The organism is Pseudomonas sp. RW409 (genome assembly GCF_003184125.1).
Taxonomy (GTDB): Bacteria; Pseudomonadota; Gammaproteobacteria; order Pseudomonadales; family Pseudomonadaceae; genus Aquipseudomonas; species Aquipseudomonas chlororaphis_I.
This window is the reverse complement of the sequence record NZ_QHHP01000034.1, coordinates 18,033-38,379: the sequence shown is the minus strand read 5'-3', so window position 1 is coordinate 38,379 and position 20,347 is coordinate 18,033. Positions and strand designations below refer to the sequence as shown.

The window sequence follows — 20,347 nt, the reverse complement described above, 5'->3', positions numbered from 1 at the left end:
CTGTGCTGCAGGAGAGGGATGAACGACGCGGGCCGGGTGTGGCTCGCGTCGTGCTCTTGGGCGATCAGGCGATCTGGGCGTCGCTGAGGGCCAGGCGCGGGTCGGCCACGCGCACGGTGCGCCAGGTGTTGTAGGCCATCAGCAGCATGCCGCTGAGGAAGAACACGCCCCCGGCGAAGCGCACGATGAAACCCGGGTGGCTGGCCTGCAGGGCTTCGACGAAGGAGTAGGTGAGGGTGCCGTCGTCGTTGACCGCGCGCCACATCAGGCCCTGGGTGATGCCGTTGACCCACATCGAGGCGATGTAGAGCACGGTGCCGATGGTGGCGAGCCAGAAGTGCAGGTTGATCAGCGGGATGCTGTGCATCTGCTCACGGCCGAAGACCTTGGGCACCATGTGGTAGATGGCGCCGAAGGTGATCATCGCCACCCAGCCCAGGGCGCCGGCGTGGACGTGGCCGATGGTCCAGTCGGTGTAGTGGGACAGGGCGTTGACCGTCTTGATCGCCATCATCGGCCCCTCGAAGGTCGACATGCCGTAGAAGGCCAGGGACAGCACCAGGAAGCGCAGGATCGGGTCGGTGCGCAATTTATGCCAGGCGCCCGAGAGGGTCATCATGCCGTTGATCATGCCGCCCCAGCTCGGTGCCAGGAGGATCAGCGACATGGCCATGCCCAGCGATTGCGCCCAGTCCGGCAGGGCGGTGTAGTGCAGGTGGTGCGGGCCGGCCCAGATGTACAGGGTGATCAGCGCCCAGAAGTGCACGATGGACAGGCGATAGGAATACACCGGGCGCCCGACCTGCTTGGGCACGAAGTAATACATCATCCCCAGGAAACCGGTGGTGAGGAAGAAGCCCACGGCGTTGTGGCCGTACCACCACTGGACCATGGCGTCGGTGGCGCCGGAGTACACCGGGTAGGACTTGAACCAGTCCACCGGGATCGACAGGTGATTGACCACGTGCAGCATGGCGATCACCAGGATAAAGGCGCCGAAGAACCAGTTGCCGACGTAGATGTGCTTGGTCTTGCGCTGCACCACGGTGGTGAAGAACACGATGCCGTAGACCACCCAGACCACGGCCATCCACACCGCGCCGGAGAATTCGATTTCCGCGTATTCCTTGGTGGTGGTGTAGCCCAGCGGCAGGGTGACCAGCATGATCAGGATCACCGACTGCCAGCCCCAGAAAGTGAAGGCGGCGAGCTTGTCGGAATACAGCCGCACCTGGCAGGTGCGCTGCACCGCGTAGTAACTGGCGGCGAACTGGGCGCTGCCGGCGAAGCCGAAGATCACCAGGCTGGTGTGCAGCGGGCGCAGGCGGCCGAAGCTGGTCCAGGGCAGGTCGAGGTTCATTTGCGGCCATACCAGCTGGGAGGCGATCCACACCCCCATGGCCATGCCGATCACGCCCCAGGCCACGGTGGCGATGACGAATTGGCGCACCACCTTGTAGTTGTAGGCCGGTTCCATTGTTGCTGTGCTCATGGTCAATGCTTCCACGGTTGCAAAGGCTTGCCAGGCCACCCGGCCTGGCATGCCATGCACTGTAGAAAGCAGCGGCGAAACAAAACAGGCTCAGAAAAAAACCATTAATACGGATCAGATTTGCCCGCCTGCCGGTACAGGTCCGGGGCCGGCTGATACGGTTTTTTAGTTTTTACCTGAATCTGTAACGCTCTGAGCCGTAAGGGCATAGTCACCGCCACACCAAAACCCCCGGATCACCCCTGGAATGCCATAACCACCGTGGCTCTGTAGCCCTGTAGCCGCTGCCGAGCGCAGCGAGGCTGCGATCGGCTGCAAAGCAGCCGCAAAGACCGACACATGTGTTCTGTCAGCCAGACCGCGTCGTCCGGATTGCGAGCGCTCCGCGCTCGGTCGCAGCCTCGCGTTGCTCGGCAGCGGCTACAGGATTGCAGTGGCTTCAGGGGCGGGATTGGGGTCAGCACTGATGAGGCCGTGACATGTATCACTATGACGAGTACGACCGGGCCCTGGTCTTTGAACGGGTGGCGCAGTTTCGCGATCAGGTCGAACGCTTCATGGCTGGCGAGCTGAGCGAAGAAGAGTTCCTGCCGCTGCGCCTGCAGAACGGCCTGTACATGCAGAAACACGCCTACATGCTGCGGGTGGCCATCCCTTACGGCACCCTCAGTGCGCGGCAGATGCGCACCCTGGCCAGCATCGCCCGCGACTACGATCGCGGCTACGGCCACTTCACCACCCGGCAGAACATGCAGTTCAACTGGATCGAGCTGGCCCAGGTGCCGGACATCCTCGAACGCCTGGCCGGTGTCGAGATGCACGCAATCCAGACCTCCGGCAACTGCGTGCGCAACATCACCACCGAAGCCTTCGCCGGGGTGGCCGCCGACGAGCTGATGGACCCGCGGCCCCTGGCGGAGATCCTGCGCCAGTGGTCGACCATCAACCCGGAATTCCTGTTCCTGCCGCGCAAGTTCAAGATCGCCATCTGCTCGGCCCGCGAGGACCGGGCGGCGATCATGATGCATGACATCGGCCTGTACCTGTACCGCGACTGGCGCGGGCAGATGCTGCTGCGGGTGATGGTCGGCGGCGGCCTGGGGCGCACGCCGATCCTCAGCCAGCAGATCCGCGACGGCCTGCCGTGGCAGCACCTGCTGTCCTATGTCGAGGCGGTGCTGCGGGTCTATAACCGCCACGGCCGGCGCGACAACAAGTACAAGGCGCGGATCAAGATCCTGGTCAAGGCCCTGGGCATCGAGGCCTTCGCCAAGGAAGTGGAGGAGGAGTGGCAGCACCTCAAGGACGGCCCGGCGCAGTTGACCGAGGCCGAATACCAGCGGGTCGCCAGTGCCTTTATCCCGCCGCTCTACGAGCGCCAGCCAGCCACCGATCTCGACTACGGCAGCCGCCTGGCCGAGGAGCCGGCTTTCGAGCGCTGGGTGGCGCACAACGTCAAGCCGCACAAGGTGCCGGGCTACGCCAGTGTGGTGCTGTCGACCAAACCCGGCAGCACCTCGCCGCCCGGAGACGTGACGGCGGCGCAGATGGAGGCGGTGGCCGAGTGGTCCGAGGCCTTCGGCTTTGGCGAGATCCGTATCGCCCACGAACAGAACATCGTCCTGCCGGACGTGCCCAAGGCCGCGCTGCATGAACTGTGGCGGCTAGCGAGCGAGCAGGGCCTGGGCTGCGCCAACGTCGGCTTGCTGACCGACATCATCGCCTGTCCCGGCGGCGACTTCTGCGCCCTGGCCAACGCCAAGTCGATCCCCATCGCCCAGGCGATCCAGGCGCGTTTCGATGATCTGGATTACCTGCACGACCTGGGTGACATCAGCCTGAACATCTCCGGCTGCATGAACGCCTGCGGCCATCACCACATCGGCAATATCGGCATCCTCGGCGTCGATAAGAACGGCAGCGAGTGGTACCAGATCACCCTCGGCGGCGCCCAGGGCAAGCACAGCGCGCTGGGCAAGGTCATAGGCCCGTCGTTCAGCGCCGAGGAAGTGCCCGGGGTGATCGAACGCATCATCGCCACCTTCGTGCGTTACCGGGAAAGCGAGGAGCTGTTCGTCGATACCGTGCAACGCATCGGCCTGGAGCCGTTCAAGGAGCGGGTCTATCCGAAAGTGCTGGAGGCACAGCCATGAGCCAGCACTGCGACCGGGCAACAGAAAGCACAGCCGTGAGCGAGGAATTACAGCCGTGAGCGAGAGACTAAAACCATGAACAATCTGTTGCGCTTGCAGGATGGCCAGGCTGGGCGGGTCGAGGACGATCCCTGGAACCTGGTGCGCGAGGTGGACGGCCCGCTGCCCGAGGGGGCGCTGATCTTGCCACTGGCCCGCTGGCTGATCCGCCGCACCGAGCACGAGCCGGCGCGGGACGGGGTCTGGCTCGGCCCGGACGATGAGGTGGAAAGCCTCAGGCCCTGGCTCAAGCTGATCCCGCTGATCGCCCTGGATTTTCCCAGCTTCCGTGACGGCCGCGCCTACAGCCAGGCCTACCTGCTGCGCACCCGCCTGGGCTGGATGGGCGAACTGCGGGCGGTGGGCGATGTGCTGCGCGACCAGCTCAGCCATATGCGCCAATGCGGTTTTGACAGCTTTGCCATCCGCGAAGACAAATGCGCCGACGACGCCCTCAAGGGGCTGGCGGGCATGAGTGTGCTTTACGGGCGCTCGGCGATCGAGCCGCGGCCGCTGTTCCGGAGGCGCTGAAGAGAGGCGCCGGCACCGGCCGGCGCTTCCATCGATGCTCACCGTCGCCCGTGAACAGGGCAGGCAACGGCCATTGTCTGGCCGCCAGGGGCATTTGTCCTTGGGTCGCTGATGGCACTTTGGTAGAGTCCCACCCCTTATGAAGGAGCCAGGGATCGGCGTCCGGCGATCAGTCGCAGGCGTGCCTGGCATGGGCCATCCATGGAAGAGAGTCGCGGCTGTGAGCGTTGCTAAAAAGATACTCGGGTTGTTTTCGTTGTTGCTGATCCTGACCCTGTGGGTCGGCTATTTCTATGTGTACCAGGATGCCCGCAGCGGGCGCCTCGGCGACCCCCTCGACAGCTACGGCTGGTGCGGCCCCGCCGCGGATTCGCCGCATTCCTTCAAGCGCGACTATCTGCTGCTCAGGGTCACCAACAGCACCCAGGGCGAGTTCAGGGTCTCGGGGGAGGTCAACGTTTCCGAACGCACCTACAACCGCTACGAACTGGGCCGCTACCCGCTGAAATTGCGCCTGGAACCCTTGCAGTCCACCTACAGCCTGCCGCCGTTGTTCTTTGAAGAGGTCAAGGTCAAGCCCTTGAACCGCAACTTCAATTCGTCGCACAAGAACGCCTACGCAGACCTGGAAAGCCGGCCGATCCGGGTGATCGGCGAGTCCAGCCGGTTTCCCTTCGAGGTCTACCGTTACGGCTACAAGCCGGTGCTGTACATCCTCAAGGGCAACGAGCAGGTCGACCTGCCGTTCAAGCGCATCACCACGCAGATGAACCTGTCCAATACCTTCACCCCGACCCGGATGTACAACCCGGCGGACTACATCGCCGAGCAGAACAGCCTGGTCCAGCCCGGCGACTATCCGGCCTATGGTGCCAGCGAGTGCGCCTTCAGCATCGAGCGTAAAGGCTCGTTCAAGATCATCGTGCTGCTGTTGTTGCTGGTGCTGTGTCTGCCGCTGCTGATGGTGCTGTACCGCGACGAGCCGACCATCGACTTTCTCGCCACGCTGCTGGGCGTGGCGGCGGTCCGGGTATTCCTGGTTGGGCCGCTGCAGGACTATCAGTTGTACGGCATCGACTTCGTGTTTGGCGCGGTGATCGTCCTGGCCGGGACCTTTTCCCTGCTCAAGGCCATGCGCATCGACGCTCGGCGCGAGGCGGCGGCAAGGCGCGGAACGACTTGGTAACGGACGGGCTGGTAACGGGCCTGGGCAAGGTGCGGCTTTGACGCCGCACCTGTATCTGTCCGATCCGACAAGAATTCTCTGGCCTGCTTTGGCGATTAATCCGCTTTTGCTGTGCTGATATGCCCGCTATTGGCTATACCTAAATTTCCTCAAACCAGTAGCGCTTCCGGATTTCTGACAGGAGTTACCCCATGAAGCTCGCATCAATGATGAGCACGCTGTGCCTGGCCACCCTCGGGTTGGTGGGCTGTTCCAGCAACGTCACCCAGCCCGACGAGTATTCCGGTTTTCTCGGCGACTACAGCCAGCTCAAGGAGGCCAAGTCGCCGTCGGGCGTAGAAGTGATGCGCTGGGTCGATCCCAAGCTGGACCTGAAGCAGTACAGCAGCGTCTATATCGAGCCCACCCAGTTCTATCCCAAGCCGCAGCCGACGGTGAAGATCCCGCAGAACACCTTGTACGGTATCAACCGCTATTACGACGAGGCGCTCAAGCGCGAGATCGGCCAGGCCATGCCGCTGGCCAGCGCACCGGGGCCAGGCGTGATTGTGGTGCGCGCGGCGATCACCGCCGTGAGCAGCAAGACCGAAGGCCTGAAACCCTACGAAATCATTCCCATCGCCCTGGTGGCGGCGGCGGTGAGCACGGCCAGCGGAATCCGCGACCAGGAGACTACCCTGGGTACCGAGGCGCAGTTCATCGACGGCGGCAACAACAAGGTGATCGCCCAGGTGGTGCGCAAGGGCAGCGGCAAGCCGCTGCAGAACGACACCCAGGTCATGCAGCCTGCGGACGTGAAAAACGTCATCGACGGCTGGGCCTCAGACCTGCACCAGTCCTTTAAGAAACTGAAAAAGTAGTTGGGGCCGGGGTATCCCCGAGCATTTTTTTGCCCACTGCGTCGGGGTCAGGGCGGGTGCCTGACCCCTTCACCGAGCAGGGCCGGCAGTCAATCAAAAGCACAGGTTTCGCTGGCGAGGCGAGGGCACAAGGCCTGCCGACGGCATTGTCCATGGCAGGTTTTTTCCGTCCGCAGCAGGGTGACGGGCTCCTGGATCGAATGGCAGCGGAGCTTCAAGGCCTGCCTGGATGTTCATGTGAATGGTGATGATTTCCGTGTTTTTTGAATGGTTAAGTTAATGTGATTTATCAAGAGTAACAAATTTAATAAAAACATATAGTTATAGAATATTTGTGATGTTATTAATTACATATTATTGATGCTCTCAAGGAGCTTTGCTGGCATGCCTGTGGTCGGACGCACGACTTTTATCGCCGGTCTCAGCCCGGCCCAGGCGCTGGATTTCTGCCTTGACGGCGCCAACTTCCCGAAGATCTTTCCCGGGCGCATCAGCCCTGTGAAAGGTGTGGGTATCGATAGCCTGCGGCTCAGTGCCGGACGCCAGTTCAGCTTTCGGCACGGGATGTGGGGGTGTCATACCGGCGACATGGACGCTGGTTATACGTGAGGTCAGCGCGCTGGCCGGGTTGACGACTGTCGCTTCGAGCCTGCGGGCTGGATGGCGACAGCCTCGCGTCCTGTATCCACTCAAGGGCGCAAAAGGGCGACAATTTGTATCCCGGGCATAGGTAGCCGGAGCGTTTCATGTTTAACTTCCGGCCTCTCGATGTTCTTTACAGCTGTTCAATGACAATCGTTTAAAAGGACTCCGTTCATGGCTCAAGTCACCCTTAAAGGCAACCCGGTTCAAGTCAATGGCCAACTGCCACAAGCCGGCTCCAAGGCGCCAGCGTTCTCCCTGGTGGGCGCCGGCCTGGCCGACATCACCCTGAGCAGCTTTGCCGGCAAGCGCAAAGTGCTGAACATCTTCCCAAGCGTCGACACCCCGACCTGCGCCACCTCCGTGCGCAAGTTCAACGCCCAGGCCAACGACCTGAACAACACCGTGGTGCTGTGCATCTCGGCTGACCTGCCGTTCGCCCAGGCCCGTTTCTGCGGCGCCGAAGGCCTGGAAAACGTGCAGAACCTGTCGACCCTGCGTGGCCGTGAGTTCATCGAAAACTACGGCGTGGCCATTGCCGACGGCCCGCTGGCCGGCCTGACCGCCCGCGCGGTGGTGGTGCTGGACGAGAACGACACCGTGCTGCACAGCGAGCTGGTCAAGGAAATCGCTGAAGAACCTAACTACGACGCGGCCTTGGCCGTTCTGAAGTAACAGGTTTTACAATTATTCACGGCCTGGCCCTGTCCAGGCCGTTTTTATTTGTGCTTCAGTGGCTTAGCAGACACTTGCAAACGTAAGCCCAAGGTAAATTGCCGGTAAAGGCGCTTTGCTAAACACCGGCCAGTGCTTATCTTTCAGCCTTCTGAAAAAGATCCCCTCGCGCCCAATGGTTGATCATTCCATGCAATCCTCCGTTTCCCGCAACTCCCGTCGCTGGCTGCTCGGCCTGCTTGTCCTGTTGGCCATCGTCGGCCTGTGCTGGAAATTCTGGCCGGCCTCGACCACCCACAAGGATGCCGCCGGGCAAAAGGCTGCCGTCGGACACACCGGGCGCAGCGGGTCGATGCGGCCAGGGTTCGGTGGCGCGAGCGGGCCGATCCCGGTGCGGGTGGCACCGGCCACGCGCGGGGACTTCCCGCTGTATTACAAGGCGCTGGGCACCGTCACCGCGCTGAACACCATCAATGTGCGCAGCCGGGTGGCCGGTGAGCTGGTCAAGGTGGCCTTCGAGGAAGGGCAGATGGTCAAGGCCGGCGACCTGCTGGCGGAAATCGATCCGCGGCCTTACCAGAACGCCTTGCTCCAGGCCGAAGGCACGCTGTTGCAGAACCAGGCCCAGCTGAAGAACGCCCAGGTCGACTACGAGCGTTATCGCGGCCTGTACGCCCAGGACAGTATCGCCAAGCAGACCCTGGACACCGCCGCGGCGCTGGTCGGCCAGTACCAGGGCACGGTCAAGACCAACCAGGCGGCGGTCAACGACGCCAAGCTCAATCTCGAATTCACCAGGATCCGCGCGCCGATCACCGGCCGCGTCGGCCTGCGTCAGCTGGACGTCGGCAACCTGGTGGCGGCCAATGACACCACCGCGCTGGCGATCATCACCCAGACCCAGCCGATCAGCGTTGCCTTTACCCTGCCGGAGAACAACCTGAGCAGGGTGCTGGAGCGTTATCGCAGCGGCGCCAGGCTGCCGGTGGAAGCCTGGGACCGCGGCGACCAGACACTGCAGGCCAGCGGCGTGCTGCAAAGCCTCGACAACCAGATCGACACCACCACCGGCACCCTGAAGTTCAAGGCGCGCTACGAGAACCGCGACCAGGTGCTGTTCCCCAACCAGTTCGTCAACGTGCGCGTGCTCGCCGACACCCTGAAAAACGTGGTGCTGGCGCCGTCGGCGGCGGTCCAGTTCGGCACCAACGGCACCTTCGTCTACGCCCTGGACGGCGACAACAAGGTCAAGATCCGCCAGTTGCAGGTCGGCGACAGCAACGGCGACTCCACCGTGATCAAGGCCGGCCTGGAAGCCGGCGATCGCGTGGTGCTGGAAGGCACCGACCGCCTGAAAGACGGCAGCGAAGTGGAGGTGGTGAACACCACCGAGGAAGTGCCGACCACCCCGACCCAGCACCTGCAGGGCAAGCCGGCCAGTTCGGCGACTACGCCTGCCCCGGCCGCTGACGCCCCGGCGAGCAAGGTCGGCGCATGAACCTCTCGCGGCTGTTCATCCTCCGTCCGGTAGCCACCACCCTGAGTATGCTGGCCATTGTCCTGGCCGGCCTGATCGCCTATCGCCTGCTGCCGGTCTCGGCGTTGCCCCAGGTCGATTACCCGACCATCCGGGTGATGACCCTGTACCCCGGCGCCAGTCCCGACGTGATGACCAGCGCGGTCACCGCGCCCCTGGAACGCCAGTTCGGCCAGATGCCCGGCCTGACCCAGATGGCCTCCACCAGTTCCGGCGGCGCCTCGGTGCTGACCCTGCGTTTCAACCTCGACATCAATATGGATGTCGCCGAGCAGCAGGTGCAGGCCGCGATCAATGCCGCGACCAACCTGCTGCCCACGGATCTGCCGGCGCCGCCGGTGTACAACAAGGTCAACCCGGCGGACACCCCGGTGCTGACCCTGGCCATCACCTCCAAGACCATGCTGCTGCCCAAGCTCAACGACCTGGTCGATACCCGCATGGCGCAGAAGATCGCGCAGATCAGCGGCGTCGGCATGGTCAGCATCGCCGGCGGCCAGCGCCAGGCGGTGCGGGTCAAGGTCAACCCGGAGGCCCTGGCGGCCAATGGCCTCAACCTGGCGGACGTGCGCAGCCTGATCGGCGCCTCCAACGTCAACCAGCCCAAGGGCAACTTCGACGGCCCGACCCGGGTGTCGATGCTCGACGCCAACGACCAGCTGACTTCGCCCAAGGATTACGCCGAGCTGATCCTGGCCTACAAGAATGGCGCGCCGCTGCGCTTGAAGGACGTCGCGCAGATCGTCGGCGGCGCCGAGAACGAACGCCTGGCGGCCTGGGCCAATGAAAACCAGGCGGTGCTGCTCAATATCCAGCGCCAGCCCGGGGCCAACGTGATCGAGGTGGTGGACCGGATCAAGGCGCTGCTGCCGAGCATTACCGACAACCTGCCGGCGGGCCTCGACGTCACCGTGCTCACCGACCGCACCCAGACCATCCGCGCCTCGGTCACCGACGTGCAGCACGAACTGCTGATCGCCATCGCCCTGGTGGTGATGGTGACCTTCCTGTTCCTGCGCCGGGCCAGCGCCACGGTGATCCCGTCGATTGCCGTGCCGTTGTCGCTGATCGGCACCTTCGGCGTGATGTACCTGGCGGGCTTCTCGGTCAACAACCTGACCCTGATGGCCCTGACCATCGCCACCGGCTTTGTGGTCGACGATGCCATCGTGATGCTGGAGAACATCTCGCGCTTCATCGAGGAGGGCGACAGCCCGATGCAGGCCGCGCTCAAGGGCGCCAAGCAGATCGGCTTCACCCTGGTGTCGCTGACCCTGTCGCTGATCGCCGTACTGATTCCGCTGCTGTTCATGGCCGACGTGGTCGGGCGGCTGTTCCGCGAGTTCGCCATCACCCTGGCGGTGGCGATCCTGATTTCCCTGGTGGTGTCGCTGACCCTGACGCCGATGATGTGCGCGCGCCTGCTCAAGCGTGAGCCCAAGGAAGAAGAACAGGGACGGTTCTACCGCGCCAGCGGCGCCTGGATCGACTGGTTGATCGCCAGCTACGGCCGCTGGTTGCAGTGGGTACTCAAGCACCAGCCGCTGACCCTGCTGGTGGCCGTCGGCACCCTGGCGTTGACCGTGTTCCTGTATATGGTGGTGCCCAAGGGCTTCTTCCCGGTGCAGGACACCGGGGTGATCCAGGGCATTTCCGAAGCGCCGCAGTCGGTGTCCTTCGCCGCCATGAGCCAGCGCCAGCAGGACCTGGCGAAAATCATCCTGGCCGACCCGGCGGTGGAAAGCCTGTCGTCCTATATCGGGGTCGACGGCGACAACGCCACCCTCAACAGCGGCCGGCTGCTGATCAACCTCAAGCCGCACCGCGAACGCGACCTCAGCGCCGCCGAAGTGATTGCGCGCATCCAGCCGCAGGTCGACCAGTTGGTGGGCATCCGCCTGTTCATGCAGCCGGTGCAGGACCTGACCATCGAGGACCGGGTCAGCCGTACCCAGTACCAGTTCAGCCTGTCGTCGCCGGATGCCGACCTGCTGGCCTTGTGGAGCGGGCGCCTGGTGGATGCCCTGGCCCACCGGCCAGAACTCACCGACGTCGCCAGCGACCTGCAGGACAAGGGTTTGCAGGTGTACCTGGTGATCGACCGCGACGCCGCTTCGCGCATCGGCGTCTCGGTGTCGAACATCACCGACGCGCTGTACGACGCCTTCGGCCAGCGGCAGATTTCCACCATCTACACCCAGGCCAGCCAATACCGCGTGGTATTGCAGGCCCAGGCCGGGGAAAGCATCGGCCCGCAGGCGCTGGAACAGATCCATGTGAAGACCATCGACGGCGGCCAGGTGCGGCTGTCGAGCCTGGCCCGGGTCGAGGAGCGCCAGGCGCAACTGGCCATCGCCCATATCGGCCAGTTCCCGGCGGTGATGATGTCGTTCAACCTGGCGCCCGGCGTGGCCCTGGGGCAGGCGGTGGACATCATCGAGCAGGTGCAGCGGGACATCGGCATGCCGGTGGGCGTGCAGACCCAGTTCCAGGGCGCGGCCCAGGCGTTCCAGGCTTCGCTGTCGAGCACCTTGCTGCTGATCCTGGCGGCGGTGGTGACCATGTACATCGTGCTGGGGGTGCTCTACGAGAGCTACATCCACCCGATCACCATCCTTTCCACGCTGCCGTCGGCGGCGGTGGGGGCCTTGCTGGCGCTGATCCTCAGCGGCAACGACCTGGGCATGATCGCGATCATCGGCATCATCCTGCTGATCGGCATCGTCAAGAAGAACGCGATCATGATGATCGACTTCGCCCTCGACGCCGAACGCAACCAGGGCATGGCCCCGGAGCAGGCGATCTACCAGGCGGCGCTCCTGCGTTTCCGGCCGATCCTGATGACCACCCTGGCCGCGCTGTTCGGCGCCGTGCCGCTGATGCTGGCCACCGGCTCCGGCGCCGAACTGCGCCAGCCTCTGGGCCTGGTGATGGTCGGCGGCCTGTTGCTGAGCCAGATCCTCACGCTGTTTACCACGCCTGTTATTTACCTGTATTTCGATCGGTTGGGACGCCGCTTTGGCAAGCCTGACTCGAAAGAGGTGGTGGTATGACGGCGAGCTACAAGTTTCAAGCTTCAAGCCGCAAGTCAAAGCCTGCGCGATCCCTGCTTTTCTCTTGCAGCTTGCAGCTTGAAGCTTGGAGCTGCCGCCCATGAACCTGTCCGGACCCTTTATCCGCCGTCCTGTGGCGACGATGCTCTTGAGCCTGGCGATTATGTTATTGGGCGGCGTCAGCTTCGGCCTGCTGCCGGTGTCGCCGCTGCCGCAGATGGACTTCCCGGTGATCGTGGTCCAGGCCAGCTTGCCGGGGGCCAGCCCCGAGGTGATGGCATCCACCGTGGCCACGCCCCTGGAGCGTTCCTTCGGCGCGATCGCCGGGGTCAACACCATGAGCAGCCGCTCCAGCCAGGGTTCGACCCGGGTCATCCTGCAGTTCGACCTGGACCGCGACATCAACGGCGCGGCGCGGGAAGTGCAGGCGGCGATCAACGCCTCGCGCAACCTGCTGCCCAGCGGCATGCGCAGCATGCCCACCTACAAGAAGGTCAACCCGTCCCAGGCGCCGATCATGGTGCTGTCGCTGACCTCTGATGTGCTGGAGAAGGGCCAGCTGTACGACCTGGCCTCGACCATCCTGTCCCAGAGCCTGTCCCAGGTCTCCGGTGTCGGCGAGGTGCAGATCGGCGGCAGTTCGCTGCCGGCGGTGCGCATCGAGCTCGAGCCGCAGTTGCTCAACCAGTACGGCGTGGCCCTCGACGATGTGCGCAAGACCATCGCCGAAGCCAACGTGCGCCGGCCCAAGGGCTCGGTGGAGAACAGCGAGCAGATGTGGCAGGTGCAGGCCAACGACCAGCTGGAGAAGGCCAAGGACTACGAGCCGTTGATCATCCACTACAAGGACGGCGCGGCCCTGCGCCTGAAAGACGTGGCCAAGGTCAGCGACGGCGTCGAGGACCGCTACAACAGTGGCTTCTTCAACGACGACGCGGCGGTGCTGCTGGTGATCAACCGCCAGGCCGGGGCCAACATCATCGAGACGGTCAACGAGATCAAGGCGCAGTTGCCGGCGTTGCAGGCGGTGTTGCCGGCCAGCGTCAAGCTCAACCTGGCGATGGACCGCTCGCCGGTGATCAAGGCCACCCTGCATGAAGCCGAGATGACCCTGCTGATCGCCGTGGCCCTGGTGATCCTGGTGGTCTACCTGTTCCTCGGCAATCTGCGCGCCTCGCTGATCCCGACCCTGGCGGTGCCGGTGTCGCTGGTGGGCACCTTCGCGGTGATGTACCTGTACGGTTTTTCCCTGAACAACCTGTCGCTGATGGCGCTGATTCTCGCCACCGGGCTGGTGGTGGACGACGCCATCGTGGTGCTGGAGAACATTTCCCGGCACATCGACGAAGGCATCGCGCCGATGAAGGCAGCCTACCTGGGAGCCAGGGAAGTCGGCTTCACCCTGTTGTCGATGAACGTCTCGCTGGTGGCGGTGTTCCTGTCGATCCTGTTCATGGGCGGGATCATCGAAAGCCTGTTCCGCGAGTTTTCCATCACCCTGGCGGCGGCGATCATCGTGTCCCTGGTGGTGTCCCTGACCCTGACCCCGATGCTTTGCGCCCGCTGGCTCAAGCCCCATGTGCCGGGCCAGGAGAACGGCCTGCAGCGCTGGAGCCAGCGCGGCAACGACTGGATGGTGGCGAAATACGCCAGCAGCCTGGACTGGGTGCTGCGCCACAAACGCCTGACCCTGCTCAGCCTGTTCGTGACCATCGGCGTCAACATTGCGCTGTACGTGGTGGTGCCCAAGACCTTCATGCCGCAGCAGGACACCGGCCAGTTGATCGGTTTCGTGCGGGGCGACGACGGCCTGTCGTTCACCGTGATGCAGCCGAAGATGGAAATCTTCCGCCGCGAGGTGCTCAAGGACCCGGCGGTGGAGAGCGTGGCCGGCTTCATCGGCGGCAACAACGGCACCAACAACGCCTTCATGCTGGTGCGCCTCAAGCCGATCAAGGAACGCAACATTTCCGCGCAGAAGGTCATCGAGCGCCTGCGCAAGGAAATGCCCAAGGTGCCCGGCGCCCAGCTGATGCTGATGGCCGACCAGGACCTGCAGTTCGGCGGCGGTCGCGAACAGACCACCTCGCAGTATTCCTACATCATCCAGAGCGGCGACCTGGGGGCATTGCGCGAGTGGTACCCGAAGGTGGTCACCGCGCTGCGTGCCTTGCCGGAGCTGACCGCCATCGACGCCCGCGAGGGGCAGGGTGCCCAGCAGGTGACCCTGGTGGTCGACCGCGACCAGGCCAAGCGCCTGGGGATCGACATGAACATGGTCACCGCGGTGCTCAACAACGCCTACAGCCAGCGGCAGATTTCCACCATCTACGACAGCCTCAACCAGTACCAGGTGGTGATGGAGGTCAACCCGAAATACGCCCAGGACCCGATCACCCTCAACCAGGTGCAGGTGATCACCGCCGATGGCGCGCGGGTGCCGCTGTCGACCATCGCCCATTACGAGAACAGCCTGGAAGACGACCGGGTCAGCCACGAAGGCCAGTTCGCCTCGGAAAGCATTTCCTTCGACATGGCCGAAGGGGTGACGGTGGAGCAGGGCACGGCGGCCATCGAACGGGCGATCGCCAAGGTCGGCATGCCCGAAGACGTGATCGTCAAGATGGCCGGCACCGCCGACGCCTTCGCCGCGACCCAGAAGAGCCAGCCGTTCATGATCCTTGGCGCGCTGCTGGCGGTGTACCTGGTGCTGGGCGTGCTCTATGAAAGCTACATTCACCCGTTGACCATCCTGTCCACGCTGCCGTCGGCCGGGGTCGGCGCCTTGCTGTCGATCTATGTGCTGGGCAGCCAGTTCAGCCTGATCTCGCTGCTGGGGCTGTTCCTGCTGATCGGTGTGGTGAAGAAAAACGCCATCCTGATGATCGACCTGGCGCTGCAGTTGGAGCGCCACCAGGGCCTGGGCCCGTTGGAGTCGATCCGCAGCGCCTGCCTGCTGCGCCTGCGGCCGATCCTGATGACCACCCTGGCGGCGATCCTCGGCGCCTTGCCGTTGCTGCTCGGCAGCGCCGAAGGCGCGGAAATGCGCCAGCCCCTGGGCCTGACCATTATCGGCGGCCTGGTCTTCAGCCAGATCCTGACCCTCTACACCACCCCGGTGGTCTACCTCTATCTCGATCGCCTGCGCCATAAATTCAACCACTGGCGTGGGGTCCGTACCGATGCCGCTCTGGAAACGCCGCTATGACTGACTGCTCGCCCCGCAACCTTCCTCAGCGCCTGGCCCTGGCCCGCGGTTCGCGGCTGTTGAGCCTGAGCTTGAGCCTGGCGCTGCTCAGCGCCTGCGCCATCGGCCCGGACTATCAGCGCCCGACCGTCGCCGAGCCTGCGCAATACAAGGAAGCAGCAGGCTGGCGCCAGGCCAGCCCCAGCGATTCCCTGGCCCGTGGCGCCTGGTGGGAGCTGTATGGCGACCAACAGCTCAACGGCCTGATCGACAAGCTCAACAGCGCCAACCAGACCGTGGCGCAGTCCGAGGCCCAATACCGCCAGGCCCAGGCGCTGGTGCGCAGCGCCCGTGGCTCGCTGTTCCCCACGGTCGACCTGAGCGCCGGCAAAACCCGCGCCAGCCAGGGCACCGGCAGCAGCAGTTCGGCCCTGAGCAGCTCCTCCAGCGGCATTCGCGACACCTACAACACCCAGCTCGGGGTGAGCTGGGAGGCCGATGTCTGGGGCAAGCTGCGTCGTGGCCTGGAAGCCAACGAAGCCAGCGCCGAAGCCAGCTTCGCCGACCTCGCGGCGATGCGCCTGAGCCAGCAGTCGGAACTGGTGCAGAACTACCTGCAACTGCGGGTCATGGACCAGCAGAAGCGCCTGCTCGAAGCCACGGTGGCGGCTTACCAGCGTTCGCTGACCATGACCGAGAACCAGTACCGCGCCGGCGTCTCCGGCAAGGACGCGGTGGCCCAGGCGCAAACCCAGCTGAAAACCACCCAGGCCGACCTGATCGACCTGATCTGGCAACGCGCCCAGCTGGAAAACGCCATTGCGGTACTGATCGGCCTGCCGCCGGCCGAGTTCAGCCTGGCCGAGACCCAGGACATCCCGGCCTTGCCCCAGGTGCCCCTGAGCCTGCCGTCGCAGCTGCTGGAGCGGCGCCCGGACATCGCTTCGGCCGAGCGTTCGGTGATCGCTGCCAACGCCAATATCGGCGTGGCCAAGGCCGCCTATTACCCGGACCTGACCCTGAGCCTGGCCGGCGGCTACAGCAGCAGTACCTACGCCGACTGGATCAGCCTGCCGAACCGCTTCTGGTCGGTGGGGCCGAAACTGGCCATGACCCTGTTCGACGGCGGCCAGCGCTCGGCGGAAGTCGACCGCACCGAGGCGGCCTACGACCAGACCGTGGCCAAGTATCGCCAGACCGTGCTCGACGGCTTCCGCGAGGTGGAGAACTACCTGGTGCAGCTCAAGGTCCTGGAAGACGAGGCCGCGGTGCGCCAGCAGGCCCTGGATTCGGCGCGCGAGTCGCTGCGCCTGACCGAGAACCAGTACAAGGCCGGGGTGATCGCCTACCTGGACGTGGTGGTGGTACAGGCCACCGCGTTGAACAACGAACGCAGCGTGCTGAGCCTGCTGCAAAGCCGGCTGGTCACCAGCGTGCAACTGATCGCCGCCCTCGGCGGCGGCTGGGACGGCCAGCTGCAGGCCAGCAAGGAGTAACAGGCTGAATCCGTGATCCGCCCGGGTTTACGACCGCTGCCTGACCCTTGTAGCCGCTGCCGAGTCCGCGAGGCTGCGAACGGTTTGGGCGGCACTCCGACGTAGCGACCGCAGCTCCTGAAACCACGGCCTGCCTGGATAAATGCGCTGTTTGGTTCCACGACCGCTACGCGGTCGCGCGCAGGCTGCGCCAGCGGCTACATCGATAGCGGCGAGCCTGGCGTTGTCAGGAGCCGGGTCGCTGTCACCGATTTGTTTTATCAGCCGGCTACTTTCGTCCGACTGATGGCTTTTTGCTTACATTGTGAGTGTGTTTCTGCACGCAATCAGTACAATTGCGCCTTTTTACCGCCGGGCATGGAAGCTTCCGGCTCACGCCACGAGACGTTCATGCTCACCGGTACCTACTCTCCCGCCCTGGTTCTGATTTCCCTGTTTGTGGCGATTCTCGCCTCTTACACCGCGCTCGACCTGACTGGTCGCATCGCCACCACGCGTGGTCGAGCGGCGTTGCTGTGGATGGCCGGCGGCGCCCTGGCCATGGGCATCGGGGTGTGGTCGATGCACTTTATCGGCATGCTCGCCTTCAGCCTGCCCATCGACCTGGGCTACGACACCGGCATCACCGCGCTGTCGCTGCTGATTTCCGTGCTGTCCTGCGGTTTCGCCCTGTGGCTGGTGAGCCAGCAGAGCCTGCCGCTGTGGCAGCTGGCCTTCGGCGCGCTGGTCATGGGCGCCGGGATCAGCGCCATGCATTACACCGGCATGGCGGCGATGCGCATGCAGCCGGGCATCGACTACGACCCGAGCCTGTTCGGCGCCTCGCTGCTGATTGCCATCGGCGCCTCGGCCGCGGCGCTGTGGATCGCCTTTCGCCTGCGCCGCAATACCCCTTATGTACGCCTGGCCCGCTGTGGGGCCGCGGTGGTGATGGGCATCGCCATTGTCGGCATGCACTACACCGGCATGGCCGCGGCGCGTTTCGCCGATGGCAGTTTCTGTGGCGCGGCGGTGGACGGCCTGAGCGGCAAGGGCCTGGACAACCTGGTGCTGATCACCACCCTGGCGGTGCTGGTCATTGCCTTGCTGACCTCGGTCCTCGACGCGCGCCTGGAAGCGCGCACCGCGGTACTGGCCGAATCGCTGACCGTGGCCAACCGCGAGCTGACCCAACTGGCGCTGCACGACACCCTGACCGGCCTGCCGAACCGCACGCTGCTGGCCGACCGGATCGACCAGGCGATGCAGCGGGTGACGGAGCAGGGCGGCTGTTTTGCCCTGATGTTCATCGACCTGGACGGCTTCAAGCCGGTCAACGATGCCTTTGGCCATCACATGGGCGACCAGTTGCTGCGCGAGGTGGCGGTGCGCCTGCGCGAAGACCTGCGCAGCCAGGACACCCTGGCGCGGATCGGCGGCGACGAGTTCGTGCTGCTGGTGCAACTGAACGAGGCGGACGACGCCTTGCGCCTGGCCGCGCGCCAGGTGGGGCTGATCGGCCAGGTGTTCCGGGTGGCCGAGCATGAGTTGCAGATCTCCGCCAGCGTCGGCATCGCGGTGTACCCGGGCAACGGCCTGACGCCCCAGGAACTGCTGATGAATGCCGATGCGGCGATGTACCACGCCAAGGGCACCGGCAAGAACGGCTACAGCTTCTTCGACGCCTCGATGAACAGCGACGCGCGCCGGCAACTGCAACTGTTGCAGGACCTGCGCCATGCCGTCGAGCACGGCGAGTTCAGGCTGTATTACCAGCCCAAGTTCGACGCCGCCAACGGCTTGCCGGTGGGCGCCGAAGCCTTGCTGCGCTGGGAACACCCGCAACTGGGCCTGCTGCTGCCGGACAAGTTCATCGACCTGGCGGAAAAGACCGGGCTGATCATCCCCATCGGCGAATGGGTGCTCAACGAGGCCTGCCGGCAGATGCGCGAGTGGTACAGCGAAGGCTACGAAGGCTGGCGGATCGCGGTGAACATCTCGGCGCTGCAGTTCTGCCATGCCGGGCTGGTCGACAGCGTGGCCAGGGCGTTGAGCCGCCACCACCTGCCGGCCAACAGCCTGACCCTGGAGATCACCGAGACCACGGCCATGAGCGATGCCGATGCCAGCATGACCGTGCTCAAGCAACTGGCGGACATGGGCGTCGACCTGTCGATCGACGACTTCGGCACCGGTTATTCGAGCCTGATGTACCTCAAGCGCCTGCCGGCCAATGAACTGAAGATCGACCGCGGTTTTGTCCGCGACCTGGAACACGACAGCGACGACGCGGCAATCGTCTCGGCCATCGTCGCCCTGGGCCAGGCCCTGGGCCTGCGCATCGTCGCCGAAGGCGTGGAAACCGATGTGCAGCAAAGCTTCCTGACCCAGCTGGGCTGCGATTCGCTGCAAGGTTATTTCCTCGGTCATCCGCTGCCGGCCGCGCGCTTCATGCAGAACATCCATCAGGCCGAACAGCTGGCCCTCTGAGCGGCCTCGCAAGCCTGCCTGCTTCTCAGGTTCGCAGCCTGCGGCAGCGGCTACATCGATCGCGTTGTAGCCGACTCCTGTAGCCGCTGCCGAGCCTGCGAGGCTGCGATCGGTCGCGCAGCGACCGCAAACTCCAAGCCTGCGACCTGCCTGGATAGACACGCCGACCGGTGATCAGCCACGGGACGGATGACGGCCCCGAGAAGGTTTGCAACGCTGGCCCCAGGGTGTTTAATTGCTGGCGTTCAAAGATCAGCGAGGGAGTTGGCAGCATGGACAAAGTCATCCTCATCACCGGTGGCGGTCGCGGTATTGGCGCGGCCACCGCGCTGCTGGCCGCGCAACAGGGCTATCGCATCTGCATCAACTACCAGGCCGACGAACAGGCGGCCTTCCAGGTGCTGGAGCAGGTGCGCGGCCTGGGTGCCCAGGCGATTGCCGTGCGGGCCGATGTCAGCATCGAGGACGAAGTGATTGGCCTGTACCACCGGGTCGACGCCGAACTGGGGCGGGTCACCGCGCTGGTGAACAACGCCGGGACCGTCGGGCAGAAGTCGCGGCTCGACGAAATGTCCGAATTCCGCATTCTGAAGACCATGAAGACCAACGTGCTCGGGCCGATCCTCTGCGCCAAGCACGCGGTGCTGCGCATGTCGCCAAGGCATGGCGGGCAGGGCGGCAGCATCGTCAACGTGTCCTCGGTCGCCGCCCGCCTGGGCTCACCCGGCGAGTACATCGACTACGCGGCCTCCAAGGGGGCGCTGGACACCTTCACCATCGGCCTGTCCAAGGAAGTCGCCGGCGAAGGCATCCGCGTCAACGGGGTGCGCCCGGGCTATATCTACACCGACTTCCACGCCCTGAGCGGCGATGCCGACCGCGTCAGCAAACTGGAGTCCGCCATTCCCATGGGCCGCGGCGGGCGCCCGGACGAAGTGGCGGAGGCAATCATCTGGCTGCTGTCGGACAAGGCCTCCTATTCCACCGGGACCTTTATCGACCTCGGCAGCGGCTACAGGTTCCACAC

Annotated in this window: 12 protein-coding genes and 1 pseudogene; 12 read left to right on the top strand and 1 reads right to left on the bottom strand. The window is 64.4% G+C overall.

The features are described 5' to 3' along the window. Positions 1–64: 64 nt before the first annotated feature. A complete protein-coding gene (ccoN, locus tag DK261_RS16335; protein WP_009048795.1) occupies positions 65–1,492 on the bottom strand; it encodes a cytochrome-c oxidase, cbb3-type subunit I in 1,428 nt (475 codons plus the stop codon). A gap of 479 nt (positions 1,493–1,971) precedes the next feature. Here ccoN and DK261_RS16330 point away from each other — a divergent pair, with 479 nt between their 5' ends. From DK261_RS16330 to DK261_RS16275, 12 genes and pseudogenes are all read left to right on the top strand, one after another. Beyond that, a complete protein-coding gene (locus DK261_RS16330; RefSeq protein WP_016704730.1) occupies positions 1,972–3,645 on the top strand; it encodes a nitrite/sulfite reductase in 1,674 nt (557 codons plus the stop codon). 75 nt (positions 3,646–3,720) lie between these two features. Beyond that, a complete protein-coding gene (locus DK261_RS16325; protein WP_110176005.1) occupies positions 3,721–4,215 on the top strand; it encodes a DUF934 domain-containing protein in 495 nt (164 codons plus the stop codon). Positions 4,216–4,435: 220 nt separating this feature from the next. After that, positions 4,436–5,401, top strand: coding sequence for a hypothetical protein (locus tag DK261_RS16320; RefSeq protein ID WP_038632152.1), 966 nt, complete (start codon positions 4,436–4,438; stop codon positions 5,399–5,401). Positions 5,402–5,592: 191 nt separating this feature from the next. After that, a complete protein-coding gene (locus DK261_RS16315; protein WP_009048799.1) occupies positions 5,593–6,261 on the top strand; it encodes a DUF3313 domain-containing protein in 669 nt (222 codons plus the stop codon). 384 nt (positions 6,262–6,645) lie between these two features. Next, positions 6,646–6,870 (top strand): hypothetical protein, encoded by a 225-nt coding sequence (locus DK261_RS16310; RefSeq protein WP_235184585.1) that lies wholly within the window; start codon positions 6,646–6,648, stop codon positions 6,868–6,870. A gap of 207 nt (positions 6,871–7,077) precedes the next feature. Next, positions 7,078–7,578, top strand: a complete 501-nt coding sequence (gene tpx / locus DK261_RS16305; protein ID WP_009048801.1) for a thiol peroxidase — start codon at positions 7,078–7,080, stop codon at positions 7,576–7,578. Between the two features lie 175 nt (positions 7,579–7,753). After that, on the top strand, positions 7,754–9,076 hold the full coding sequence (locus DK261_RS16300; RefSeq protein WP_041984098.1) for an MdtA/MuxA family multidrug efflux RND transporter periplasmic adaptor subunit: 1,323 nt from the start codon (positions 7,754–7,756) through the stop codon (positions 9,074–9,076). Continuing rightward, entirely contained in the window at positions 9,073–12,168 is a 3,096-nt protein-coding gene (locus DK261_RS16295) for an MdtB/MuxB family multidrug efflux RND transporter permease subunit (RefSeq protein WP_110176004.1), read from the top strand. The genes DK261_RS16300 and DK261_RS16295 overlap by 4 nt, the downstream gene beginning before the upstream one ends. 100 nt (positions 12,169–12,268) lie before the next feature. After that, a complete protein-coding gene (locus tag DK261_RS16290; RefSeq protein WP_110176003.1) occupies positions 12,269–15,376 on the top strand; it encodes an efflux RND transporter permease subunit in 3,108 nt (1,035 codons plus the stop codon). After that, on the top strand, positions 15,373–16,851 hold the full coding sequence (locus DK261_RS16285) for an efflux transporter outer membrane subunit (RefSeq protein ID WP_009048805.1): 1,479 nt from the start codon (positions 15,373–15,375) through the stop codon (positions 16,849–16,851). The genes DK261_RS16290 and DK261_RS16285 overlap by 4 nt, the downstream gene beginning before the upstream one ends. Before the next feature lie 390 nt (positions 16,852–17,241). Next, a complete protein-coding gene (locus tag DK261_RS16280; RefSeq protein ID WP_110176002.1) occupies positions 17,242–19,320 on the top strand; it encodes a bifunctional diguanylate cyclase/phosphodiesterase in 2,079 nt (692 codons plus the stop codon). Positions 19,321–19,592: 272 nt separating this feature from the next. After that, positions 19,593–20,333: pseudogene (locus tag DK261_RS16275) on the top strand (SDR family oxidoreductase); the annotation flags it as partial. Positions 20,334–20,347 lie beyond the last annotated feature (14 nt).

Coding starts and splice junctions, on each gene's coding strand:
- DK261_RS16290 (WP_110176003.1), top strand. CDS start 12,269: ATGAACCTGTCCGGACCCTTTATCCGCCGTCCTGTGGCGACGATGCTC.
- tpx (WP_009048801.1), top strand. CDS start 7,078: ATGGCTCAAGTCACCCTTAAAGGCAACCCGGTTCAAGTCAATGGCCAA.
- DK261_RS16315 (WP_009048799.1), top strand. CDS start 5,593: ATGAAGCTCGCATCAATGATGAGCACGCTGTGCCTGGCCACCCTCGGG.
- DK261_RS16325 (WP_110176005.1), top strand. CDS start 3,721: ATGAACAATCTGTTGCGCTTGCAGGATGGCCAGGCTGGGCGGGTCGAG.
- DK261_RS16330 (WP_016704730.1), top strand. CDS start 1,972: ATGTATCACTATGACGAGTACGACCGGGCCCTGGTCTTTGAACGGGTG.
- DK261_RS16295 (WP_110176004.1), top strand. CDS start 9,073: ATGAACCTCTCGCGGCTGTTCATCCTCCGTCCGGTAGCCACCACCCTG.
- DK261_RS16285 (WP_009048805.1), top strand. CDS start 15,373: ATGACTGACTGCTCGCCCCGCAACCTTCCTCAGCGCCTGGCCCTGGCC.
- DK261_RS16280 (WP_110176002.1), top strand. CDS start 17,242: ATGCTCACCGGTACCTACTCTCCCGCCCTGGTTCTGATTTCCCTGTTT.
- ccoN (WP_009048795.1), bottom strand. CDS start 1,492: ATGAGCACAGCAACAATGGAACCGGCCTACAACTACAAGGTGGTGCGC.
- DK261_RS16300 (WP_041984098.1), top strand. CDS start 7,754: ATGGTTGATCATTCCATGCAATCCTCCGTTTCCCGCAACTCCCGTCGC.
- DK261_RS16310 (WP_235184585.1), top strand. CDS start 6,646: ATGCCTGTGGTCGGACGCACGACTTTTATCGCCGGTCTCAGCCCGGCC.